The 16,940-nt window shown below is 74.1% G+C and carries 20 protein-coding genes; 7 read left to right on the top strand and 13 right to left on the bottom strand.

The window, feature by feature from the left end; translation table 11 throughout:
- Positions 1-4 precede the first annotated feature (4 nt).
- A complete protein-coding gene (locus tag ACFYM6_RS10295; RefSeq protein ID WP_387274154.1) occupies positions 5-733 on the top strand; it encodes a Clp protease N-terminal domain-containing protein in 729 nt (242 codons plus the stop codon).
- 161 nt (positions 734-894) lie between these two features.
- Here ACFYM6_RS10295 and ACFYM6_RS10300 read toward each other — a convergent pair whose 3' ends face one another.
- The 4 genes from ACFYM6_RS10300 to ACFYM6_RS10315 form a co-directional block, all read right to left on the bottom strand.
- Positions 895-1,413, bottom strand: coding sequence for a hypothetical protein (locus tag ACFYM6_RS10300; protein ID WP_387274156.1), 519 nt, complete (start codon positions 1,411-1,413; stop codon positions 895-897).
- Positions 1,414-1,537: 124 nt separating this feature from the next.
- The gene (locus ACFYM6_RS10305; protein ID WP_387274158.1) at positions 1,538-1,726 is read right to left on the bottom strand and encodes a DNA repair protein; all 189 of its coding nucleotides are present in this window, start codon (positions 1,724-1,726) and stop codon (positions 1,538-1,540) included.
- A gap of 64 nt (positions 1,727-1,790) precedes the next feature.
- Positions 1,791-2,819 carry a sensor histidine kinase gene (locus ACFYM6_RS10310; RefSeq protein WP_387274160.1) on the bottom strand — a complete coding sequence of 343 codons (1,029 nt, stop codon included), beginning with the start codon at positions 2,817-2,819 and terminating at the stop codon, positions 1,791-1,793.
- On the bottom strand, positions 2,812-3,507 hold the full coding sequence (locus ACFYM6_RS10315) for a response regulator transcription factor (protein ID WP_387274162.1): 696 nt from the start codon (positions 3,505-3,507) through the stop codon (positions 2,812-2,814). Before ACFYM6_RS10315 ends, ACFYM6_RS10310 begins: the two co-directional genes overlap by 8 nt.
- Before the next feature lie 130 nt (positions 3,508-3,637).
- On the opposite strand from ACFYM6_RS10315, the gene ACFYM6_RS10320 reads away from it, so the two are divergent.
- Positions 3,638-4,303, top strand: a complete 666-nt coding sequence (locus ACFYM6_RS10320; RefSeq protein WP_387274164.1) for a GNAT family N-acetyltransferase — start codon at positions 3,638-3,640, stop codon at positions 4,301-4,303.
- A gap of 201 nt (positions 4,304-4,504) precedes the next feature.
- On the opposite strand, the gene ACFYM6_RS10325 is transcribed toward ACFYM6_RS10320, so the two are convergent.
- The 4 genes from ACFYM6_RS10325 to ACFYM6_RS10340 form a co-directional block, all read right to left on the bottom strand.
- Complete coding sequence (locus ACFYM6_RS10325) at positions 4,505-5,212, bottom strand: TetR family transcriptional regulator (protein WP_387274165.1); 708 nt, start codon at positions 5,210-5,212, stop codon at positions 4,505-4,507.
- Positions 5,145-5,642 (bottom strand): thiol-disulfide oxidoreductase DCC family protein, encoded by a 498-nt coding sequence (locus ACFYM6_RS10330; RefSeq protein ID WP_387274167.1) that lies wholly within the window; start codon positions 5,640-5,642, stop codon positions 5,145-5,147. The genes ACFYM6_RS10325 and ACFYM6_RS10330 overlap by 68 nt, the downstream gene beginning before the upstream one ends.
- Positions 5,639-6,157 carry a hypothetical protein gene (locus ACFYM6_RS10335; protein WP_387274169.1) on the bottom strand — a complete coding sequence of 173 codons (519 nt, stop codon included), beginning with the start codon at positions 6,155-6,157 and terminating at the stop codon, positions 5,639-5,641. Before ACFYM6_RS10335 ends, ACFYM6_RS10330 begins: the two co-directional genes overlap by 4 nt.
- A gap of 558 nt (positions 6,158-6,715) precedes the next feature.
- Positions 6,716-8,167 (bottom strand): glycoside hydrolase family 3 N-terminal domain-containing protein, encoded by a 1,452-nt coding sequence (locus tag ACFYM6_RS10340; RefSeq protein ID WP_387274171.1) that lies wholly within the window; start codon positions 8,165-8,167, stop codon positions 6,716-6,718.
- A gap of 124 nt (positions 8,168-8,291) precedes the next feature.
- Between ACFYM6_RS10340 and ACFYM6_RS10345 the strand changes: the two genes are divergently transcribed.
- On the top strand, positions 8,292-9,467 hold the full coding sequence (locus ACFYM6_RS10345) for an ROK family protein (RefSeq protein ID WP_387274173.1): 1,176 nt from the start codon (positions 8,292-8,294) through the stop codon (positions 9,465-9,467).
- A gap of 114 nt (positions 9,468-9,581) precedes the next feature.
- Here the strand turns inward: ACFYM6_RS10345 and ACFYM6_RS10350 are convergent, their stop codons facing one another.
- A complete protein-coding gene (locus ACFYM6_RS10350) occupies positions 9,582-10,592 on the bottom strand; it encodes an ABC transporter permease subunit (protein ID WP_387274175.1) in 1,011 nt (336 codons plus the stop codon).
- Positions 10,589-11,608, bottom strand: coding sequence for an ABC transporter ATP-binding protein (locus ACFYM6_RS10355; RefSeq protein ID WP_387274177.1), 1,020 nt, complete (start codon positions 11,606-11,608; stop codon positions 10,589-10,591). The genes ACFYM6_RS10350 and ACFYM6_RS10355 overlap by 4 nt, the downstream gene beginning before the upstream one ends.
- 27 nt (positions 11,609-11,635) lie before the next feature.
- On the opposite strand from ACFYM6_RS10355, the gene ACFYM6_RS10360 reads away from it, so the two are divergent.
- On the top strand, positions 11,636-12,535 hold the full coding sequence (locus ACFYM6_RS10360) for an ABC transporter ATP-binding protein (RefSeq protein WP_387274179.1): 900 nt from the start codon (positions 11,636-11,638) through the stop codon (positions 12,533-12,535).
- Between the two features lie 17 nt (positions 12,536-12,552).
- Positions 12,553-13,452 carry a ribokinase gene (locus ACFYM6_RS10365; RefSeq protein ID WP_387274180.1) on the top strand — a complete coding sequence of 300 codons (900 nt, stop codon included), beginning with the start codon at positions 12,553-12,555 and terminating at the stop codon, positions 13,450-13,452.
- 4 nt (positions 13,453-13,456) lie between these two features.
- Here the strand turns inward: ACFYM6_RS10365 and ACFYM6_RS10370 are convergent, their stop codons facing one another.
- Positions 13,457-14,425 (bottom strand): helix-turn-helix domain-containing protein, encoded by a 969-nt coding sequence (locus ACFYM6_RS10370; RefSeq protein WP_387274182.1) that lies wholly within the window; start codon positions 14,423-14,425, stop codon positions 13,457-13,459.
- A 71-nt stretch (positions 14,426-14,496) separates the two neighbouring features.
- Between ACFYM6_RS10370 and ACFYM6_RS10375 the strand changes: the two genes are divergently transcribed.
- Complete coding sequence (locus ACFYM6_RS10375) at positions 14,497-14,949, top strand: rhodanese-like domain-containing protein (RefSeq protein ID WP_387274184.1); 453 nt, start codon at positions 14,497-14,499, stop codon at positions 14,947-14,949.
- 36 nt (positions 14,950-14,985) lie between these two features.
- Here ACFYM6_RS10375 and ACFYM6_RS10380 read toward each other — a convergent pair whose 3' ends face one another.
- Positions 14,986-15,732 (bottom strand): hypothetical protein, encoded by a 747-nt coding sequence (locus tag ACFYM6_RS10380; protein ID WP_387274185.1) that lies wholly within the window; start codon positions 15,730-15,732, stop codon positions 14,986-14,988.
- A gap of 303 nt (positions 15,733-16,035) precedes the next feature.
- Between ACFYM6_RS10380 and ACFYM6_RS10385 the strand changes: the two genes are divergently transcribed.
- Positions 16,036-16,473: a nuclear transport factor 2 family protein gene (locus tag ACFYM6_RS10385; protein ID WP_387274187.1), complete on the top strand. Its 438-nt coding sequence runs from the start codon at positions 16,036-16,038 to the stop codon at positions 16,471-16,473.
- Here the strand turns inward: ACFYM6_RS10385 and ACFYM6_RS10390 are convergent.
- Entirely contained in the window at positions 16,419-16,937 is a 519-nt protein-coding gene (locus ACFYM6_RS10390; RefSeq protein WP_387274189.1) for a DUF6232 family protein, read from the bottom strand. The genes ACFYM6_RS10385 and ACFYM6_RS10390 overlap by 55 nt on opposite strands.
- Positions 16,938-16,940: the final 3 nt, after the last annotated feature.

Genomic DNA, 16,940 nt, shown 5'->3' on the forward strand with positions numbered 1-16,940 from the left:
ACGCATGACGGAGCCCTTGAAGATGACCCATCCCGTACGCCTCGACGACCTGATCGAAGGCATCAAGAAGGCGCACGCCGACGCGCTGGACCAACTCGCCGACGCCGTGCTGGTGGCCGACCACCTGGGCGACATCGCCGACCACCTGATCGGCCACTTCGTCGACCAGGCCCGGCGCTCGGGCGCCTCCTGGACGGAGATCGGCCGCAGCATGGGGGTCAGCAAGCAGGCCGCCCAGAAGCGGTCCGCCGCGAAGGCCGAGACGGCCGCCGCGCTCGACCCGAACGCCGGGTTCGGCCGCTTCACCACTCGGGCGCGCAACGTGGTGCTGGCCTCGCAGGAGGAGGCGCGCACCGCCGGCAACGCCGAGATCGGCCCGGAACACCTCGCCCTCGGCCTGCTCGCCGAGCCGGACGGGCTCGCCGCCCGGCTGATCGAGGCGCAGGGCGTACCCCAGGAGCGGCTGCGGGAGGTCCTCACCGCCGCCCTGCCGGCCAAGGCCGACCAGCTCCCGGAACTGATCCCCTACGACGCGCGCGGCAAGAAGGTCCTGGAGCTCACCTTCCGGGAGGCGCTGCGGCTCGGCCACAACTACATCGGTACCGAGCACATCCTGCTCGCCCTCATCGAGGAGGAGGGCGGCGACGGGGTGCTGACCGGCCTCGGGCTGGAGAAGGCCACCATGGAGGCCGCGGTCAGCGGTGCCCTCGCCGAGATCGCGCGGCGGCGCTGACCCGCCCGCGGGGGATCCGGATCCCCCGCTCGGGGGAGCCCCGGAGAGTTTCCGGCCGGCAGAGTCGGAGCTGGCACGACGGTGCCCATGGCGGGCACCGACGGCACGGTACCGCCGGCCGGGTACGCGGCTCGGGGCGCGTACCCGGCGTGGCGGGGACGTCAGTCGGCGGTGGGGAAGCCGTACCGCTCGGCGTGCTCCGGGTCGGCCGGGTCGATCTGGCGGATGCCGGCGTCGGCGAGTCGCTTGTTGACCTCGTCGAGGCGCTCGCGCACCAGCCGGGCCTCCTCCTCAGTGACCCGGCCGCGGTGCGGCTTCCCGGCGTGCTCGATGGTGCCGTAGTCGACCTTCTCCGCGCCCCGCCGTGCCTTCGGCGGCTTGACCCGCTCGGCGGTACGCAGGAGCTGCGCCATCGGCACGTCGGTCGCCATCGCGTCGAACTCGCTGGCGGTCAGCACCACTCGGCGCGGCTCGCCGCCGCCGTGCTTGTCGTGGATCTCCACCACCGCCACGTCCAGCGCCGCGTCGTCGATGCTCTCCACCTCGACGGGGGTGGCGTCCAGTTGCACGGGCCCGGCGATCAGGTCAGGGTGCTCCAGCACGACGACCTTGACCACCTCGTCGTCGGCGCGCAGTACCGTGCCACTGAAGTCGGAGACGTGGATCGTCTTCTTGCCCATGCGCGGAGCTTCTCCTGTCGTAGACCGGGATTCGGACCACAAGACGCTACCGCACACATGTGCGAAGACCCCGGGTGGAGCGCCCGGGTGTGTCGCCACCTTGACCCGTCCGTCGGGCCGGAGGTCAGCGGCTGTTGAGGCCGTGCCGGGTCGAGGTGTCGGCCGGCAGCGCGTTCAGCTCCGCCCAGGAGAGCTGGCCGGCACTCCGGGCCTCCCGGTGGGCCGGCTGCGCCGGAAACCCTTCGGCCGGCCCGGCAGCCGGCCAGCTGCGCTCAATTTCCTGCTGGTACCGGTCATTCGGCTGATTCGGCATGACCCTTACCGTCCCAAAGAAATTTGTCCATGTATGGAAATGGATATGACGCAGCGTCGATGCGTCAGGTTCCCATCGCCGGTAACCGGACGACAAATCGGCAGCCGCCAGCGACGTTCTGTACGTCTACCCGCCCGCCGTGCGCGTCAACCAGACCGTGGACGATGGCCAGCCCCAGCCCGCCCGATCCCTCGACGCCGCCGTTGCCGGGGCGCGGGGTGCGCGCCGGCTCACCCCGGAACGCCACGTCGAACAGGCGGGGTAGGTCCCCCTCGGGGATGCCACCGCAGGTGTCCGTCACGGCCAGCCACGCGATGTCGGAGTCGCGGCCGGCATCCACCCGTACGGTGCCGTCCTCCGGGGTGTAGCGGACCGCGTTGAGCAGCAGGTTGCCCACCACCCGAGCCAGCTCCGGCTCGCTCGCGGCCACTGTCGGCCAGCCCGACTCGGCAGCCACCAGCCGGATCCGCCGGGCGGCGGCCAGCGGCGCGGTGCTGGCCAGGGCGTCCGAGACCACGTCGCCGAGCGGCACCGCGGACAGCGACAGCCGCAGCGCGCCCGCGTTGATCCGGGAGAGCTCGAACAGGTCGTCCACCAGCCGGGTCATCCGGTCGGTCTCCAACCGGATCCGGCGGTGGTACTCGGCCACCGTCCCCGGGTCGTGGACCACCGCGTCCTCCAGCGCCTCGGCCATCGCCCGCAGGCCCGCGAGCGGGGTGCGCAGGTCGTGCGAGACCCAGGCGACCAGGTCCCGGCGGCCCTTCTCGATCCGCCGCTCCCGCTCCCGCGCCTGGTCCGCCCAGACCGCGGCGGCGGCCAGCCGGCGGCCGAAGAGCCAGCCGACCGCGAGGCTCACCACCGCGGCGGCCGAGACGGTGATCAGCACCACCTCCAGGTCGTGCGGGGAGAGGAACATCGCCTCGGCGACCACCGCCACCCCGGCCACCACTGCGCTCACCGTGACGGTCAGCAGCACGACGATGTGTCCGGTGATCGACCGCCCACGCAACAGCCGCAGGGCGATCGCGCCGACCAGCCCGACGCCGAGCGCCGCGACCAGCGCCACCCCGAAGATCAGCGCCAGGTCACGCATTGCCCGGCTCGTAGCGGTAGCCGACGCCCCAGACGGTGACGATCCGGCGCGGGTTCGCCGGGTCCGCCTCGATCTTCTCCCGCAGCCGTCGCACGTGGACCGTCACGGTGGACTGGTCGCCGAAGCTCCAGCCCCACACCCGCTCCAGCAGTTCGGCCCTTCGGAACGCCCGCGCCGGGTGCCGCATCAGGTGCGCCAGCAGGTCGAACTCGCGCAGCGTCAGGGTCAGCTCCCGGCCGTGCAGCCGGGCCACCCGGGGCCCGGTCTCCACCGCCAGGCCGTCGTCGGTCAGCACCTCGGCGGGTACGCCGGGCGGCTCGCCGCCGACCCGGCGCAGCACGGAGCGGACCCGCAGCACCAGTTCCCGGGGGGAGAACGGCTTGCTCAGGTAGTCGTCCGCGCCCAGTTGCAGGCCGAGGATCCGGTCGGCCTCGTCGCCGCGCGCGGTCAACATGACGATGGGTACGCCGTCCGGCCGCTCGCGCAACCGTCGGCACACCTCCAGCCCGTCCAGCACCGGCAGCATCAGGTCGAGCACCACCAGCTGGGGCGGGTGCCGGGCCACGGCGGCGAGCGCGGCGGCCCCGTCCCCGGCGTGGCTCACCTCGTAGCCCGCGTGCTCCAGGTAGCGGCAGACCACGTCGGCGACCGTCCGGTCGTCGTCGACCACCAGTACCCGCTGCGCCACCGCGTACCTCCCGTCGTGGGGGTCAGCGTATCGACGGACCGGGTAGTGGATCTATTGCGAGTTCCTTACGGGCGGGGCGGGCGTACCGTGATCACGACAAGCGTGGCTACCGGACGAGGAGGTGTGCCGCGTGCTGGACCGGCGGTTGTTCCTGCACCTGGCGACCTGGCTGGGGCAGTGGCCGGCCGGGCCCGGGCTGCACGTGGTCCGCTCGCACCGCCGGGCCCGGCCGGCGTGGGACGGCCGGCTGCGGCCCGCCCTCGCTGTCGCTTCGCCCGACTGCGCGATCCTCTCGGTGCCACCCGACCGGGTGCCCGCGGTCCGGGCCCTCGGGTCCGCGCGGCCGCTCGACGAGCTGCTGCCCGCCCTGCCGGCGGCGGTCGGGCTGCCGGAGTTCACCACCCACGCCGGCAGGTTCCGGTGGAGCACCGCCCCGGCACCGCTGCCCGACGCCGGCGAGTGGATCCCGCCGACCGCGCCCGGTCTGCCGCCCTGGCTGCGGCTGTTCGACGGGGAGGTGCTGGTGGTACGCGACGCCGACGGGCGGTACCTGGCCGGCGCGGGGATCAAGCGGCACGACGCGTACGGGCACGAGCTGGCTGTCGGCACGGTGCCGGGCGCCCAGGGACGGGGGCTGGCCCGGCGGCTGGTCGCGCAGGCGGCCCGGCGGGTGCTCGACGAGGGAGCGGTGCCCACCTATCTGCACAACTTCGACAACCACGCCTCAGCCCGGGTGGCCGAGGCGGCCGGCTTCCCGGACCGAGGCTGGACCTCGTACGGCGTCTTCCCCCGCTGACCGCGGGTGGGTGCGGATCGTGGGTGAGCGCGGACCGTGGATCCCGGGCCGGATCCACGGTCCGCAGCCTGTCCTCCCAGGTCCCGTCACGGGTAACGCTAAGTGTTGGCGTGCTGCTGGAGCAAGGGGTGATCGGCGGTTTGGTGCTGTCCGGTAGCGGACTTGACCTGCGGTTTAGTCGGGGCTGGCGGCCTTCGCTGGTCAGTGACGCAGCGTGTAGATGAGGGTGAGCACCTGGCGGGTCACGGGGCGCAGCACCCGCAGCCGGGACAGCCCCACCAGCCGGTCGACCAGCGGCACCGCACCGTCGATCAACTGCCGCGTCTTCACCTGCCCTGGCGAGCGGTCGTGCACCCAGTAGAGCACCACGCCCATGTACGCCAGCCAGAGCAGCTCCGGCAGCGCCGGCCGCAGTTCGGCGTCGACCCGGGCGGTGGAGCCCTCCAGCACCTCGCGGAAGAGCGCGATCGACGCCTCCCGTGGCTCGGACGACTCCGACGAGAACGGGCTGAGCGGCGAGGTCGGCTCCGCCGCCGTCTTGAAGAAGGTGGCCGCGAACGAGTGGTACGGCGTCAGCACGTCCACCCCGGCGTGCAGCACCCCGGCCAGCCGGGCGGCGAAGTCCCGCTCCCGGGCCAGCGTCGGCGCGGCCGCCGCCCGGTGCTCGTGCTGGGTGCCCGCGTAGAACTCCTGGATCAGGTGTTCCTTCGAGCCGAAGTAGTAGTAGGCGTTGCCCACCGCCACGCCGGCCTCCTGGGCGATCGCCCGCATGGTGGTGCGGGCGTAGCCCCGCTCGCGGAACAGCCGCATCGCGGTGTCCAGGATCAGCTGCCGGGTCTGCTCACCCCGGGCCGTCGCCCCGGTGGTCGGGCCATCCGCACCGGTCGTCGACGCAGTCTGCTCGCTCATCGTGGTCACCGTATCCCGGGTCCGGCCAGGGCTGGCGGACCAGTTCGCGTACCGAGGAGGCGGTCGCCACCACCCGCCGCGCCAGCGGCAGCAGGTCGCGGCGGGCCAGCCGGTCCGCGGTCCGGCGGTGGTCGGCCAGCGCCCAGAGGCAGGCGAACCAGGCGCCGTCGCCCGCGTACACCGCGCCGGTGTCGGCCACCACGGTCAGGTCCCGCAGGGTCGCGTCGTGGTCCAGCCCGGGGAAGCGCCGCCGGGCCTCTACCGAGCCGGCCGGCACGAACTCCAGGGGTACGAGTTGAGCGCGCGACGCGAGCCACTGCCGGGCGGCCCGGCACAGCGGGCAGTGCGCGTCGTAGAGGACGGTGAACCAACGGATCCCACCGGCCCCGTGCCCGGTGGGATCCGCCGGTCCGCCTGGTACGAGCGTCATCGCACCGGTGGCGTCGGGCCGGCCGGTGGCGTAGGCCCGGTGGGCGGTGTCGGGCCGGCCTGGGGTGTCGGGCCGGTCTGGGGCGTCGGGCCGGCGGGGTTGACCGGCCGGGCGCCGGGCTGCGCGGGCAGGTAGCCGACCGGGGCGAGCGGTGGGTGGGCGGCCGCCTGCTGGCGGAGCCGACCGCGCCGGTACCGGCCGAGCGCGAAGACGTTGAAGAAGTGCAGCGCGCCGAGGACCAGCAGCACCCACCCCACCTTCATGGACAGCTCCTCCAGCGCCTGGCTGGTGGTGCCCACCGCGTCGGCCTCCTTCATCGCCACCGTCACGTAGCCGAGGTTGAGCAGGTAGAAGCCGACGACCAGCAGGCTGTTGACCGCGTCCGCCAGCCGCTTGTCGGCGAAGACGTCCTCCAGGAAGACCAGCCCGTTGCGGGACAGCGCCCGGGCCACCCAGATGGTCAGACCAATGCTGATCGCGAGGTAGGCCAGGTACATCCAGACCTTAACGTCCATCTCGTCGCCCTTCTTGAACGCGTTCAAATTGAGGTCGCGCTCAGCGTACGACAGGATTTGAACGCGTTCAAGAGAGGGCGACGCCAGCACGCGACCGCGCGGCCGGCTCACCGGCCGCGCCGGGGAAGCGGCGGCCGGGGAGGCGCAGCCGATCCCGTCGGAGGGCCCCGCCGCGACGCTACGAAGGGGAGGAGGCGGCCGGCGAAGTCGGAAAGCATCCCGTCGGAGCTGCCTGCCGCGGCGCTACGAACTTGATGACGTGAACGGATCGGTCCGGCGGAGGTGGTCCTCGTCGGGCCCTTTCGAGCTGATGGCGTGAACGACTCGGCCACGGCGACCGGGCTGAATCGTTTGCGCCATCAGCTCTGTAGGGCCGCACAATCACCAGGCCGTCGCCCACGAACGCTCACCGGGCGGGCGCCCGCGTGGGCAGCTGCCGGCGGGGGCGTCCGACACAACGACGCCGAGCGGAGGGGCCCGGCCCGGGCCCGAAACACGACGACGCCGAGCGGAGGGGCCCGGCCTGCGCTCGGCGGGCGATCGCCGCGGTGGGGCGGCTCAGCCGGTCAGGCCGAGCACCTCCGCCGCGGCCCGGCCGTTGGCGTGGCTGGCGCCGTACGTGGTGACGAAGGCGCGGGCGCCGGCAGGCCGCCAGGCACCCGGCCAACCCATCTCCACCACGGTCACCGGGTGCTCCGCAGCCAGCGCCTCGACCAGTTCCCGCGCCCCGGGCAGCCGGTGCAGGTGGCGGCCGACCAGCACGATGGGCCGGTCCCCGGCCCGCCGGCGCAGCTCGTCCGGGTCGGTCTCGCCCGCGACTGCGCGGACCTCCTCGGCCCGGGCCAGGTGCGGCCCGAGCCCCCACGGCACCCGGCCCTCGGCGATGGTCGAGGTGGCGTGCACCTGCACCACCAGCGGCGCGGTCAGGCCGGTGACGTCGCCCTCGACGCGTACCGCGCGCAGGGCGGCGGCGTAGCCGAGGCCGTCCGGGCCGGTGGTCAGCGTGCCCGCCGTCCCGGTCCAGGCGGCCAGTTCGGCGGCACGACCGGCCGCCTCCTCGACCCGGGTCCGGTCCAGCCGGCCGTCGCCGAGCGCGCCGACGATCTCCTCGACCACCAGCTCCACCAGGTCGGCGTCCACCTTGGCGCCGATGCAGAGCAGGTCCGCGCCGGCGGCCAGCGCGCGTACGGCGGCGGGACCGACCCCGCCCGCGGCCAATGCGGCCCCCTTCATCTCCAGCGCGTCGGTGATCACGGCGCCGGTGAAGCCGTACTCGCCGCGCAGCAGGTCGACCAGGACCGCCCGGCTGAACGTGGCCGGACCGTCGCCGGTCAGCGCCGGCACCCGGATGTGCGCGGTCATGACGGCGCGTACCCCGGCGTCGACCACCGCGGCGAAGGGCGGCAGGTCCCGCGCGCGCAGCACCGCCGGGGGCACGTCGACGGTGGGCAGTTCGTAGTGCGAGTCGGCGACGGTCGCGCCGTGGCCGGGGAAGTGCTTGGCGCAGGCGGCGACGCCGGCGGACTGGAGGCCGGCCACCGCGGCGGCCGAGTGGGCGGCGACCCGGAGCGGGTCGGCCCCGAAGGAGCGGGTGCCGATCACCGGGTTCTCGTCGGCGGTGTTCACGTCGACCGTCGGCGCCAGGTCGAGGGTGATGCCGAGCGCGGCCAGTTCGGCGCCGATCGCCGCGTACACCTGGCGGGTCAGCGTCACGTCGTCGACCGCGCCGAGCGCCGCGTTGCCCGGGTATGGGCTGCCGGTGGCGTGGGCCAGCCGGGTGACGTCGCCGCCCTCCTCGTCGATCGCGATGATCGCGTCCGGGCGGCCGGCGCGCAGCTCGGCGGTGGTCGCCGCCACCTGGGCCGGGTCGTGGATGTTGGTGCCGAACAGGGTGTGCCCGGCGAGCCCTTCGGCGAGCAGGTCCACCGCCCAGTCGGGCGGGACCGGGCCGGGGTACGCGGCCAGCAACGTGCCCAGCGCCAGCCGACGGAGTCCTGGATCCAGGCCCACGAGTCTCCCCTTTCCCTGCCGGGTCGTCCGACGACTCCGGATCGGAGCGGCCGATACGCTAGCGGACACCCCTCGGCAGGACTTTTTGTGGTTAGCAAACTTTACTGAAAATAGAGGACCTGGCATGAGTGCGACCCGGCTGCCCGGCACCCCCCGCCTGTTGCGGGCGCTCAACGACCGCGCGGCGCTGGAACTGCTCCTCGAACGCGGGCCGCTCACCCGGGCCCGGCTCGGCGAGCTGACCGGGCTCTCCAAGGTGACCGCGTCCCAGCTCGTCGAGCGGCTGGAAGAGCGCGGGCTGGTCACCCGGGTCGGCGAGCAGGCCGGCGGGCGGGGCCCGAACGCCCAGCTCTACGCGGTCCGGCCCGGCAGCGCGTACGTGGTCGGCGTGGACGTCGACGCCGAGCGCGTGGTGGCGGCCTGCGCCGACATCACCGGGGCGGTGATCGGCCGGGTCGAGCAGTCGACGAAGGACACCGACGACCCGGTGGGCGTGGTGCACAACGCGGTGGTCGAGGCGGCGAGCAGCGCCGGCGCGGCGCTGTCGAGCGTACGGCGGATCGTGCTCGGCACCCCCGGCCTGGTGGACCCGGGCACCGGCGACATCACCTTCGCGTTCAACCTGCCGCGCTGGCACCGCGGCCTGCTCGCCGCGCTCCGCGAGGACCTGCACACCCCGGTGGTCTTCGAGAACGACGTCAACCTGGCCGCCGTCGCCGAGGCCCAGTCCGGCGCGGCACAGGGCGTCTCGGACTTCGTCCTGGTCTGGGTGGGCGCCGGCGTCGGCCTGGCGATCATGCTCGGTGGCCGGCTGCACCACGGCAGCAGCGGCGCGGCCGGCGAGATCGGCTACCTGCCGGTGCCCGGCGTACCCATCCCGCGGGACGTCTCGAAGCGGGCCAAGCCAGCGTTCCAGCAGCTCGCGGGCGCCGACGCGGTCCGTGCGGTGGCCGCCGAGCACGGCTTCGCCGCGGAGAGTGCGGCCGACGCGGTGCGTGCCGCCATCGCCGCCGGCACGGCCGGCGGACCGATGCTGGACGAGTTGGCCCGCCGGCTGGCCCTCGGGGTGGCCAGCACCTGCGTGGTGCTCGACCCGCCGCTGGTGGTGCTCGCCGGCGACGTGGGGCAGGCGGGCGGGGCGGCGCTGGCCGAACGGGTGCAGCACGAGGTAGCGGCGATCACCCTGGTGCGGCCGCGGGTGGTCACCACCGGGCTCACGGAGGAGCCGATCCTGCGCGGCGCGCTGCGCACCGCGCTCGACGCGGTGCGCGACGAGGTGTTCGGCTCGACGGTCGGTTGACCGTCCGCTCGTCGTCGCCCACGCCGCCATGTGAAGGAATTCTTCACGAGCTGGCGATCGTCTGCAAGGAGTTGCCGGTGCGGCCCCCGTCGCCGGGGGCCGCACCGGCCCGGCTCAGATCAGGTCGCGGCGGCGGAACGCGGCGAACGCGGCCCCGACCAGCACCACGGCCAACCCGAGCAGCACCGCCAGCCCGGGCCGCCAGGTCAGGGTGTACAGGCCCTCGCAGAAGCCGGAGATGTCGCCCTGGCAGGCGCTGCGGTCCCAGAACTCGACCTCACCGTTGAGCCAGGCGCCCAGGTAGCTGGAGAGCATCCACTGGTCCGGACGGGCCACGTCGAGGATCTGCAACACCAGCCGCGCCCCCAGCTCCCACACCACCAGGTACGCGGCCACTGTGCCGAGCGCCGCGGCGGTGTGCCGGCCCAGCGTCGCGATGGCGAAGCCGACCGCCGCGGCGATCAGCACCAGCGCCATCCCCCGCCCGTGCTGGACGCCCAGCGACGCCCAGAACGACCCGTCCATCGGGCCGGGGTATCCGACCGTCTGGCCGATCAGCCAGAACACCGTCAGATACGCCGCCGACGCCACCGCGGAGAACACCAGCAGCCCGGCGAGCAGCGTGCCGAGCTTGGCGCCGAGCACCGCCCACCGGCGGGGTCGCCACAGCAGCAGGTTGACCACGCCGCCCGAGTTCAGATCGGCGCCGATGTAGGAGGCCCCGACCAGGAAGCCGAACAGCACCAGGAACGCGATCAGGAAGTAGAGCAGCGGCTTGGCCTCGGTGGCGAAGACGAACACTCCGCTGAGGTAGTCCGAGGTGGTCGGCAACCGCTCCATCCGCCCCGGGTCCACCTCGGCGCAGTCCTTCGGCACGTAGTCGTGCTCCTGCGGCTCCACGGTCCCGGCCTTGATGGCCAGACAGCGATCGTGCGCCGCCTCCAGCTGCGCGATCTGCTCCGCGGCCTGCGCCCGGGCCCGGCTCAACTCCTCGGCCGAGGGCTGGTGTGAGCCGGCCAGCGTGGTCCCCGCGGTCACCGCGAAGGCGACCAGCAGCAGCACCACCATCAGCTGCACGAAGCGGCGGGCGGTCAGCCGCTCCAACTCGGCACGGACCAGGTTCACGCGTCCACCTCCTGGCTCTCGCGCGCGTCGAGGTCGATCACCACGTCGTCCGAACCGGCCGGTGGGCGTATCGACCCGTCCACCTGCCGGGGCACCGTGGGGTGCGGGGTGGTCCCGGTCAACTCCAGGAAGACGCTCTCCAGATCCGGTCGCAGTGGGACCAGCTCGCGCACCCAGAGACCCTGCTCGCCCAGCGTGCGGCTGATCAGCTCCGGGTCGTCGACCCCGGCGACCACCAGGTGCTCGGGATGGGCGGTGACCGACATGCCGGCCTGGGTCAGCAGCTCCACGGCCCGCTCCGGCTCGGCCACCCGGACCTGCCACTCGTGCTGGTCGAAGCCGTCCAGCACCTCATCCACCCGCCCGTACGCCACCCGCCGGCCCCGGCTGATGATCGTCACGTGGTCGCAGATCAGCTGGATCTCGGCCAGGATGTGGCTGGACAGCAGCACGGTCACCCCGGACGCCGCGAGGGAGCGCATCAGGTCCCGCATCTCCCGGATACCGGCCGGGTCCAGCCCGTTGGCCGGCTCGTCGAGGATCAGCAGCTCCGGGCTCTTGAGCAGCGCCGACGCGACGGCCAGCCGCTGTTTCATGCCCAGCGAGTAGCCCTTGACCCGCTCCTCGCTCCGATCCCGCAGGCCGACCTGCTCCAGCACCTCGTCCACCCGGCCGGTGGGCACGCCCCCGGCCACCGCGAGCAGCCGCAGCGTACGGCGGGCGGTGAAGTTGCCGAAGAACTGTGGACTCTCGACGATCGCGCCGACCCGCCCGGCCACCTCCGGCAGCCGCTCCGGGGAACTGGCCCCGAGCACGCTCATCCGGCCGGTGTCGGCCCGCACCAGCCCGAGCAGGGCGCGCAGCGTGGTGGTCTTGCCCGAACCGTTCGGCCCGAGGAAACCGTGGATCTGCCCCGACTCGACCAGCAGGTCGAAACCGTCGACGGCGACCCGGCGCCCCTGGCGCAGGGTGTGGAACGTCTTGCGGAGACCGGCGATCTCGATGACCGCGCTCATCCCCTCGGCTCCTGGCTGGTGTCGGGCATGAACCATCCTCCGGGTGTGGTGACCAAGGACACGGTGCCCCACCCTATGGCGGCGACCCCGCCCGTGGGGGGCAGCGCACGGGCTGCGTGGTTGGATGGACCGGTGACTCATGACCTGGATGTGGTGGTCAGCCTCGACGGGGTCGGCGTCAAACGCTCCGGCACCGCGCTGCTGCACGACCTCGACTGGCGGGTCGAGCTGGACGAACGCTGGGTGGTGCTCGGCGCGAACGGCGCCGGCAAGACCACCCTGCTCAACCTGGCCGCCGGCCGGCTGCACCCGACCACCGGCACCGCGCACGTCCTCGGCGAGCGGATCGGCCGCACCGACGTCAACGAGCTGCGGACCCGCATCGGGCTCTCCACCGCCACGCTGGCCGAGCGGATTCCCGGCGACGAGCGGGTCGCCGACGTCGTGGTCACCGCGGCCTGGTCGGTGGTGGGCCGCTGGCGGGAGAACTACGACCGCACCGACGAGCTGCGCGCCCAGTCGCTGCTGCGCCAGCTCGGCGTCGGCCACCTCGGCGAGCGGGCGTACGGCACGCTGTCGGAGGGGGAGCGCAAGCGGGTGCAGATTGCCCGCGCCCTGATGACCGACCCGGAGCTGCTGCTCCTCGACGAGCCGGCCGCCGGGCTCGACCTGGGTGGGCGCGAGGACCTGGTCGCCCGGCTCGCCGAGCTGGCGTACGACCCGGACGCACCGGCGCTGGTGCTGGTGACCCACCACGTCGAGGAGATCCCGCCCGGCTTCACCCACGCCCTGCTGCTGCGCGAGGGCGGCGTGGTGGCCCAGGGTCTGCTCGCCGACACGCTCACCGCTGACAACCTGTCGAAGACCTTCGGCCTGCCGCTGGTCGTGCAGCGCACCGGCGACCGGTGGACCGCCCGGGCCGCGTGACCGGAGGAGGGGCCACCGTGCCGCAGACCCGGGTCGCCGTGGTGGGCAGCGCCAATATGGATCTGGCCGGCACCGCCGCCGCGCTGCCTCGCCCCGGCGAGACCGTGCTCGGCAGCGACTTCGTGATGCTGCCCGGCGGCAAGGGCGCCAACCAGGCCATCGCCGCCGTGCGGGCCGGCGCCTCCTGCGTCTTTCTCGGCGCCATCGGCTCGGACGCCTTCGGGGTCACCCTCAAGGCCCGGATCACCGCGGCCGGCGTGGACACCAGCCAGCTCCGGGTGGTGTACGGGGCCTCGGGCGTCGCCCTGGTCATGGTGGGTGGTGCGGGGGAGAACGCCATCCTGGTCACGCCCGGCGCCAACGGCGCGTTCACCGGCCTCACCCAGGGCGAGCTGGACGCCGTACGCGCAGCGGACGTGCTGGTCGCGCAGCTGGAGGTGCCGGTCGAGACGGTGACCGAGGCGGCGGTCGCGGCCCGGGCGGCGGGCACCCGGGTGGTGCTCAACGCGGCGCCGGCCCGACCGGTGCCGGCGGAGCTGCTCGCCGCGGTGGACCTGCTGGTGGTCAACGAGACCGAAGCGCACGCCCTCACCGGGCGGCGCCGGGACGAGCCGGACGCACTGCTCGACCTGGTGCCCCGGGCGGTGCTGACCCTCGGCGCCGACGGCGCCTGGTACGGCGACCGGGACGGCACGTCCGTGCACGTCCCGGCCGTGAAGGTCGACGTGGTCGACGAGACCGCCGCCGGGGACGCCTTCACCGCCGCGCTCGCCGTGGGCTGGGGCGAGGGCCGGGACCTCGTCGACGCGGTGCACTGGGCGGCGGCGGCCGGGGCGGCCTGCGCACGCCGGCTCGGCGCGTCGGTGGCGATGCCCCACTGGGCGGAGATCGACGAGCTGTACACCCCGCCGGCCTGACCGGCTACGCCGCGCCGGCCCGGAACGCCCGCCGGTACGCCGACGGCGACGTGCGCATCGCCCGCCCGAAGTGATGCCGGTAGGTGACCGGACTGTCAAAGCCCACCGCCGCGGCGATCTCCGCCACCGGTGCACCGGTCGTCTCCAGCAGCGCGAGGCTGGCCCGCACCCGCTGGTCGATCAGCCAGCGGATCGGGCTGGCGCCGGCGGCCCGGGCGAAGTGCCGTAGGTAGCTGCGGGTCGACATGTGCGCCTGCCGGGCCAGCGCCGCCACGGTCAGCGGCTCGGCCAGGTGACGGACCGCCCAGGCCATGCTGGCGGCGATCCGGTCGTCGTCCGGGTCGACGCTCACCGGTGCCTCGATGAACTGGGCCTGCCCACCCTCCCGGTGCGGCGGGATCACCAGCCGACGGGCCACCGCGTTGGCGACCGCCGCACCGAAGTCGCGGCGGACCACGTGCACGCAGAGGTCCAGCCCGGCGGCGCTGCCCGCGCTGGTGAGGATGTCGTCATCGTCCAGGTAGAGCACGTCCGGGTCGACGGTGACCGCCGGGTGACGGCGGGCCAGCAGGTCCGCGTACCGCCAGTGGGTGGTGGCCCGCCGGCCGTCGAGCAGACCCGCCCCGGCGAGGGCGAACGCGCCGGAGCAGATCGACATCAGCCGGGCGCCTCGCCGGTGCGCCCGACGCAACGCGGCCACCAGCTCCGGCGAAGGGTCGGCGGTGACGTCCGGCACCCCGGGCAGGATCACCGTGCCGGCCTCGGCGAGGGCCGCCAGGCCGTGCGGCGTGTGCAGGGCGGCCCCGCCGACGACCGGCACCGGCCCGGGGCGTTCCGCGCAGACGGTGAGCCGGTACCAGTCGACCTCCAGCTCGGGGCGGGGCAGCCCGAACACCTCGGTCACGATGCCGGTCTCGAAGACCGACATCCCCGGGTACGCGAGCACCGCCACGCTACCGTCCACGGGAGCCATGGCGGGATCTTAGCGAAGGAGGACGATCACGCCACTCCCGCCGCTGCCGGCCGGAGCCGCAGGATCGGGGCATGACGTTTTCCGTACCGCCGGCCGCCCCGGCGACCGCTGCCGCCCACTTCCTCGCCCGACTCAGCTTCGAGACCGACGTCAGCGACGTGCACGCCGCCCTGACGGCAGGCACGCCCGGCCTGGTGGTGGTCGACTCGCGCGGAGCCGCGGCCTGGCGGCAGGGGCACCTGCCGGATGCGGTGCACCTGCCCACGGCCGAGATCGCCGCCCGCGCCGCCGAGGTGGTGCCGGCCGGGTCGACGGTGGTGACGTACTGCTGGGGGCCGGGCTGCAACGGGGCCACCCGGGCGGCGCTGGAGTTCGCCCGGCTCGGCTGGCGGGTGAAGGAGATGATCGGCGGCTTCGAGTACTGGGCACGGGAGGGGCTGCCGGTGGTAACCCCGGAGGGGACCGTCCGCCGCCGGGTGGACGAGCTGACCGCGCCCCGCACCGCCGTGACCTGCGACTGCTGAGCCCGGGCGACTTACCGCAGCCCCCGGTCGGCCCGGTCAGTTGGCTGCGGCGTCCCGGTCGGTCGGGTCGTCGACAAGGCGTTCGCCGCGGCGGCGGAGCATGCCGAGGCCCGGGATGCCGGCGACGGCGAGCTTGAGGTCGCGGGTGACGGCGAGCAGGTCGTGCAGGTCGGGGCCGACCCGGTCCAGGGTGGCCAGGATCGGCAGCACGTCCGAGGTCAGGTGCTCCTTCAGCTTCGGCAGCTCGTCGACCAGCCGGATCGCGGCGGTCACCTCCTCCGGGCTGAGTTGCTCAACGAACCGGGCCGCCATCGGCGCGGCCCGCCGCAGCGCCGGCTCGTACGCCGCCAGCAGCTCAGCGGCGGTGCCGGTCGCCGCCTCGGCCTCGGCCACCACCGCGCCCGCCGCCCGGGCCACCCGGTCGGCCTCGCCGACCAGCACGCCGGCGGCGGCGGAGACCCGCTCGGCCTCGCCGACCACGGCGGCGGCGGCCGTGGCGACCTCGGTGGCCGTCTCAATGGCCCCGGTGGCGGCGGCGCTGATCACGCCGACCTCCCGGACCGCGGCCTTCGCCTCGGTGAGCACCCGGTCGGTGCGGTCGAGCGTGTTCTCGATCCGGTCGACCACCCCGTTGATCCGGCGTAGCAGCACCTCCACGTCGTCGAGCACCGCGAAGGCACGGGCCGGCACGGCGGCGAACGCGGCGGCCGAGCCGAGCGCCTGGTCCAGGGCGGAACGGGTGAGCCCGACGACGGCGCCGGGGCGGGGGAGGGAAATCGCCATGCCCACCAGTGTGCGTTGCCCCGACCAGCATCGCCGGGTGGAGCGGTCAGCGGCGCTCGCCCTGCTGCTCGACGGCGCGCTGCACGGGGGGCGCCGGCGGCCCGATGGCTGCGCATCCCCTTTGGAGCTGAATCGCTTGCGATGTCACGTCCGAGCGCGGCTGCGGGCCCGAATCGTCTGCGACATCAGCTCCAAAAGGGGGCGAACAGGAGTGCCTGCGGTCCGGGCTCGGGTTTCCGGCTCCTAACCCCGACCGGCCGCGGGGACAACGGAGGCCCGATCGGCCGGGTAGCGTCCGGGCGCATGACGGACCGGAACGGCGCCGGTGCCCCGGCGGGCCTCAGCGAGCAGGAGCGCAACGTCGAGGTGGTCCGGCGCTACCTGCGGACGTTCGTCACCAAGGACCTGGCCGAGCTGGCCGAGGTGGTCGCCGAGGACGTGGAGATCTACGGCTCGGGCACGGCGGTGCGCGGCCGGCACTACCCCGAGGCCGCCGTCTCCTCGCCCGGGTTGACCGTCATCAGCCAGGAGATCCTGGAGCTCTTCGCGGCGGAGGACCGGGTCGTCGTCTCGATGGCGCAGACGTACCGGCGGGACGCCACGGGGGCGACGACCGTGCAGAGCGCCTGCAAGATGTACCGGCTGGCCGGCGGGCGGATCGTCCAGTTCTGGGGCGAGCAGGACACCTATGGCCTGCTGCGCGGCCTGGGGCTGCTGCCGGACGAGCCGATCGCCTTCTGACGGCGGGGCACCTGCCCGCTCTCCATGGCGCGCTGCACCGCACGGTAGATCTGGCCGAAGCGACGTGCGTCGCCGCTGCGCAGCAGCCGCACCGGCTGGCCCCGCCAGCGCGCCCACATCTCCAGCTCCCGGCTGCCTCGGTCGTAGGAGCGGTCGAGGTGTTCGAAGAGGACGTCGGCGAGCGGCCCGACCCCGAGGCCGACGAGCACGGAGGCGCCCACGATGGCGATCGTCACCACCGGCGCGGGCCGCAGCCAGATGGCCAGCGCGACCCCGAGCACGGCGGCCGCCACCGGCCCGGCGAGGGCCGCCCCGATGGCGCCCCGGCCGGCCAGCACCCGCCAGGAGCGGCTGCCTCGGCGGTGCCACACCACGCTGATCTCGGCGAGCGGGAACGTCCGGCCGTCGACGCGCACGGCGGTCGAGGTGACCTGCACGGACCTGTCGTCGTAATACGTGATCATGGC

This window comes from Micromonospora sp. NPDC006431, assembly GCF_042870725.1.
In the GTDB taxonomy this organism is placed as follows: Bacteria; Actinomycetota; Actinomycetes; order Mycobacteriales; family Micromonosporaceae; genus Micromonospora.

Coding starts and splice junctions, on each gene's coding strand:
- ACFYM6_RS10295 (WP_387274154.1), top strand. CDS start 5: ATGACGGAGCCCTTGAAGATGACCCATCCCGTACGCCTCGACGACCTG.
- ACFYM6_RS10300 (WP_387274156.1), bottom strand. CDS start 1,413: ATGGGCAAGAAGACGATCCACGTCTCCGACTTCAGTGGCACGGTACTG.
- ACFYM6_RS10305 (WP_387274158.1), bottom strand. CDS start 1,726: ATGCCGAATCAGCCGAATGACCGGTACCAGCAGGAAATTGAGCGCAGC.
- ACFYM6_RS10310 (WP_387274160.1), bottom strand. CDS start 2,819: ATGCGTGACCTGGCGCTGATCTTCGGGGTGGCGCTGGTCGCGGCGCTC.
- ACFYM6_RS10325 (WP_387274165.1), bottom strand. CDS start 5,212: ATGAGCGAGCAGACTGCGTCGACGACCGGTGCGGATGGCCCGACCACC.
- ACFYM6_RS10330 (WP_387274167.1), bottom strand. CDS start 5,642: ATGACGCTCGTACCAGGCGGACCGGCGGATCCCACCGGGCACGGGGCC.
- ACFYM6_RS10335 (WP_387274169.1), bottom strand. CDS start 6,157: ATGGACGTTAAGGTCTGGATGTACCTGGCCTACCTCGCGATCAGCATT.
- ACFYM6_RS10345 (WP_387274173.1), top strand. CDS start 8,292: ATGAGTGCGACCCGGCTGCCCGGCACCCCCCGCCTGTTGCGGGCGCTC.
- ACFYM6_RS10355 (WP_387274177.1), bottom strand. CDS start 11,608: ATGAGCGCGGTCATCGAGATCGCCGGTCTCCGCAAGACGTTCCACACC.
- ACFYM6_RS10360 (WP_387274179.1), top strand. CDS start 11,636: ATGAACCATCCTCCGGGTGTGGTGACCAAGGACACGGTGCCCCACCCT.
- ACFYM6_RS10370 (WP_387274182.1), bottom strand. CDS start 14,425: ATGGCTCCCGTGGACGGTAGCGTGGCGGTGCTCGCGTACCCGGGGATG.
- ACFYM6_RS10375 (WP_387274184.1), top strand. CDS start 14,497: ATGACGTTTTCCGTACCGCCGGCCGCCCCGGCGACCGCTGCCGCCCAC.
- ACFYM6_RS10380 (WP_387274185.1), bottom strand. CDS start 15,732: ATGGCGATTTCCCTCCCCCGCCCCGGCGCCGTCGTCGGGCTCACCCGT.
- ACFYM6_RS10385 (WP_387274187.1), top strand. CDS start 16,036: ATGACGGACCGGAACGGCGCCGGTGCCCCGGCGGGCCTCAGCGAGCAG.
- ACFYM6_RS10390 (WP_387274189.1), bottom strand. CDS start 16,937: ATGATCACGTATTACGACGACAGGTCCGTGCAGGTCACCTCGACCGCC.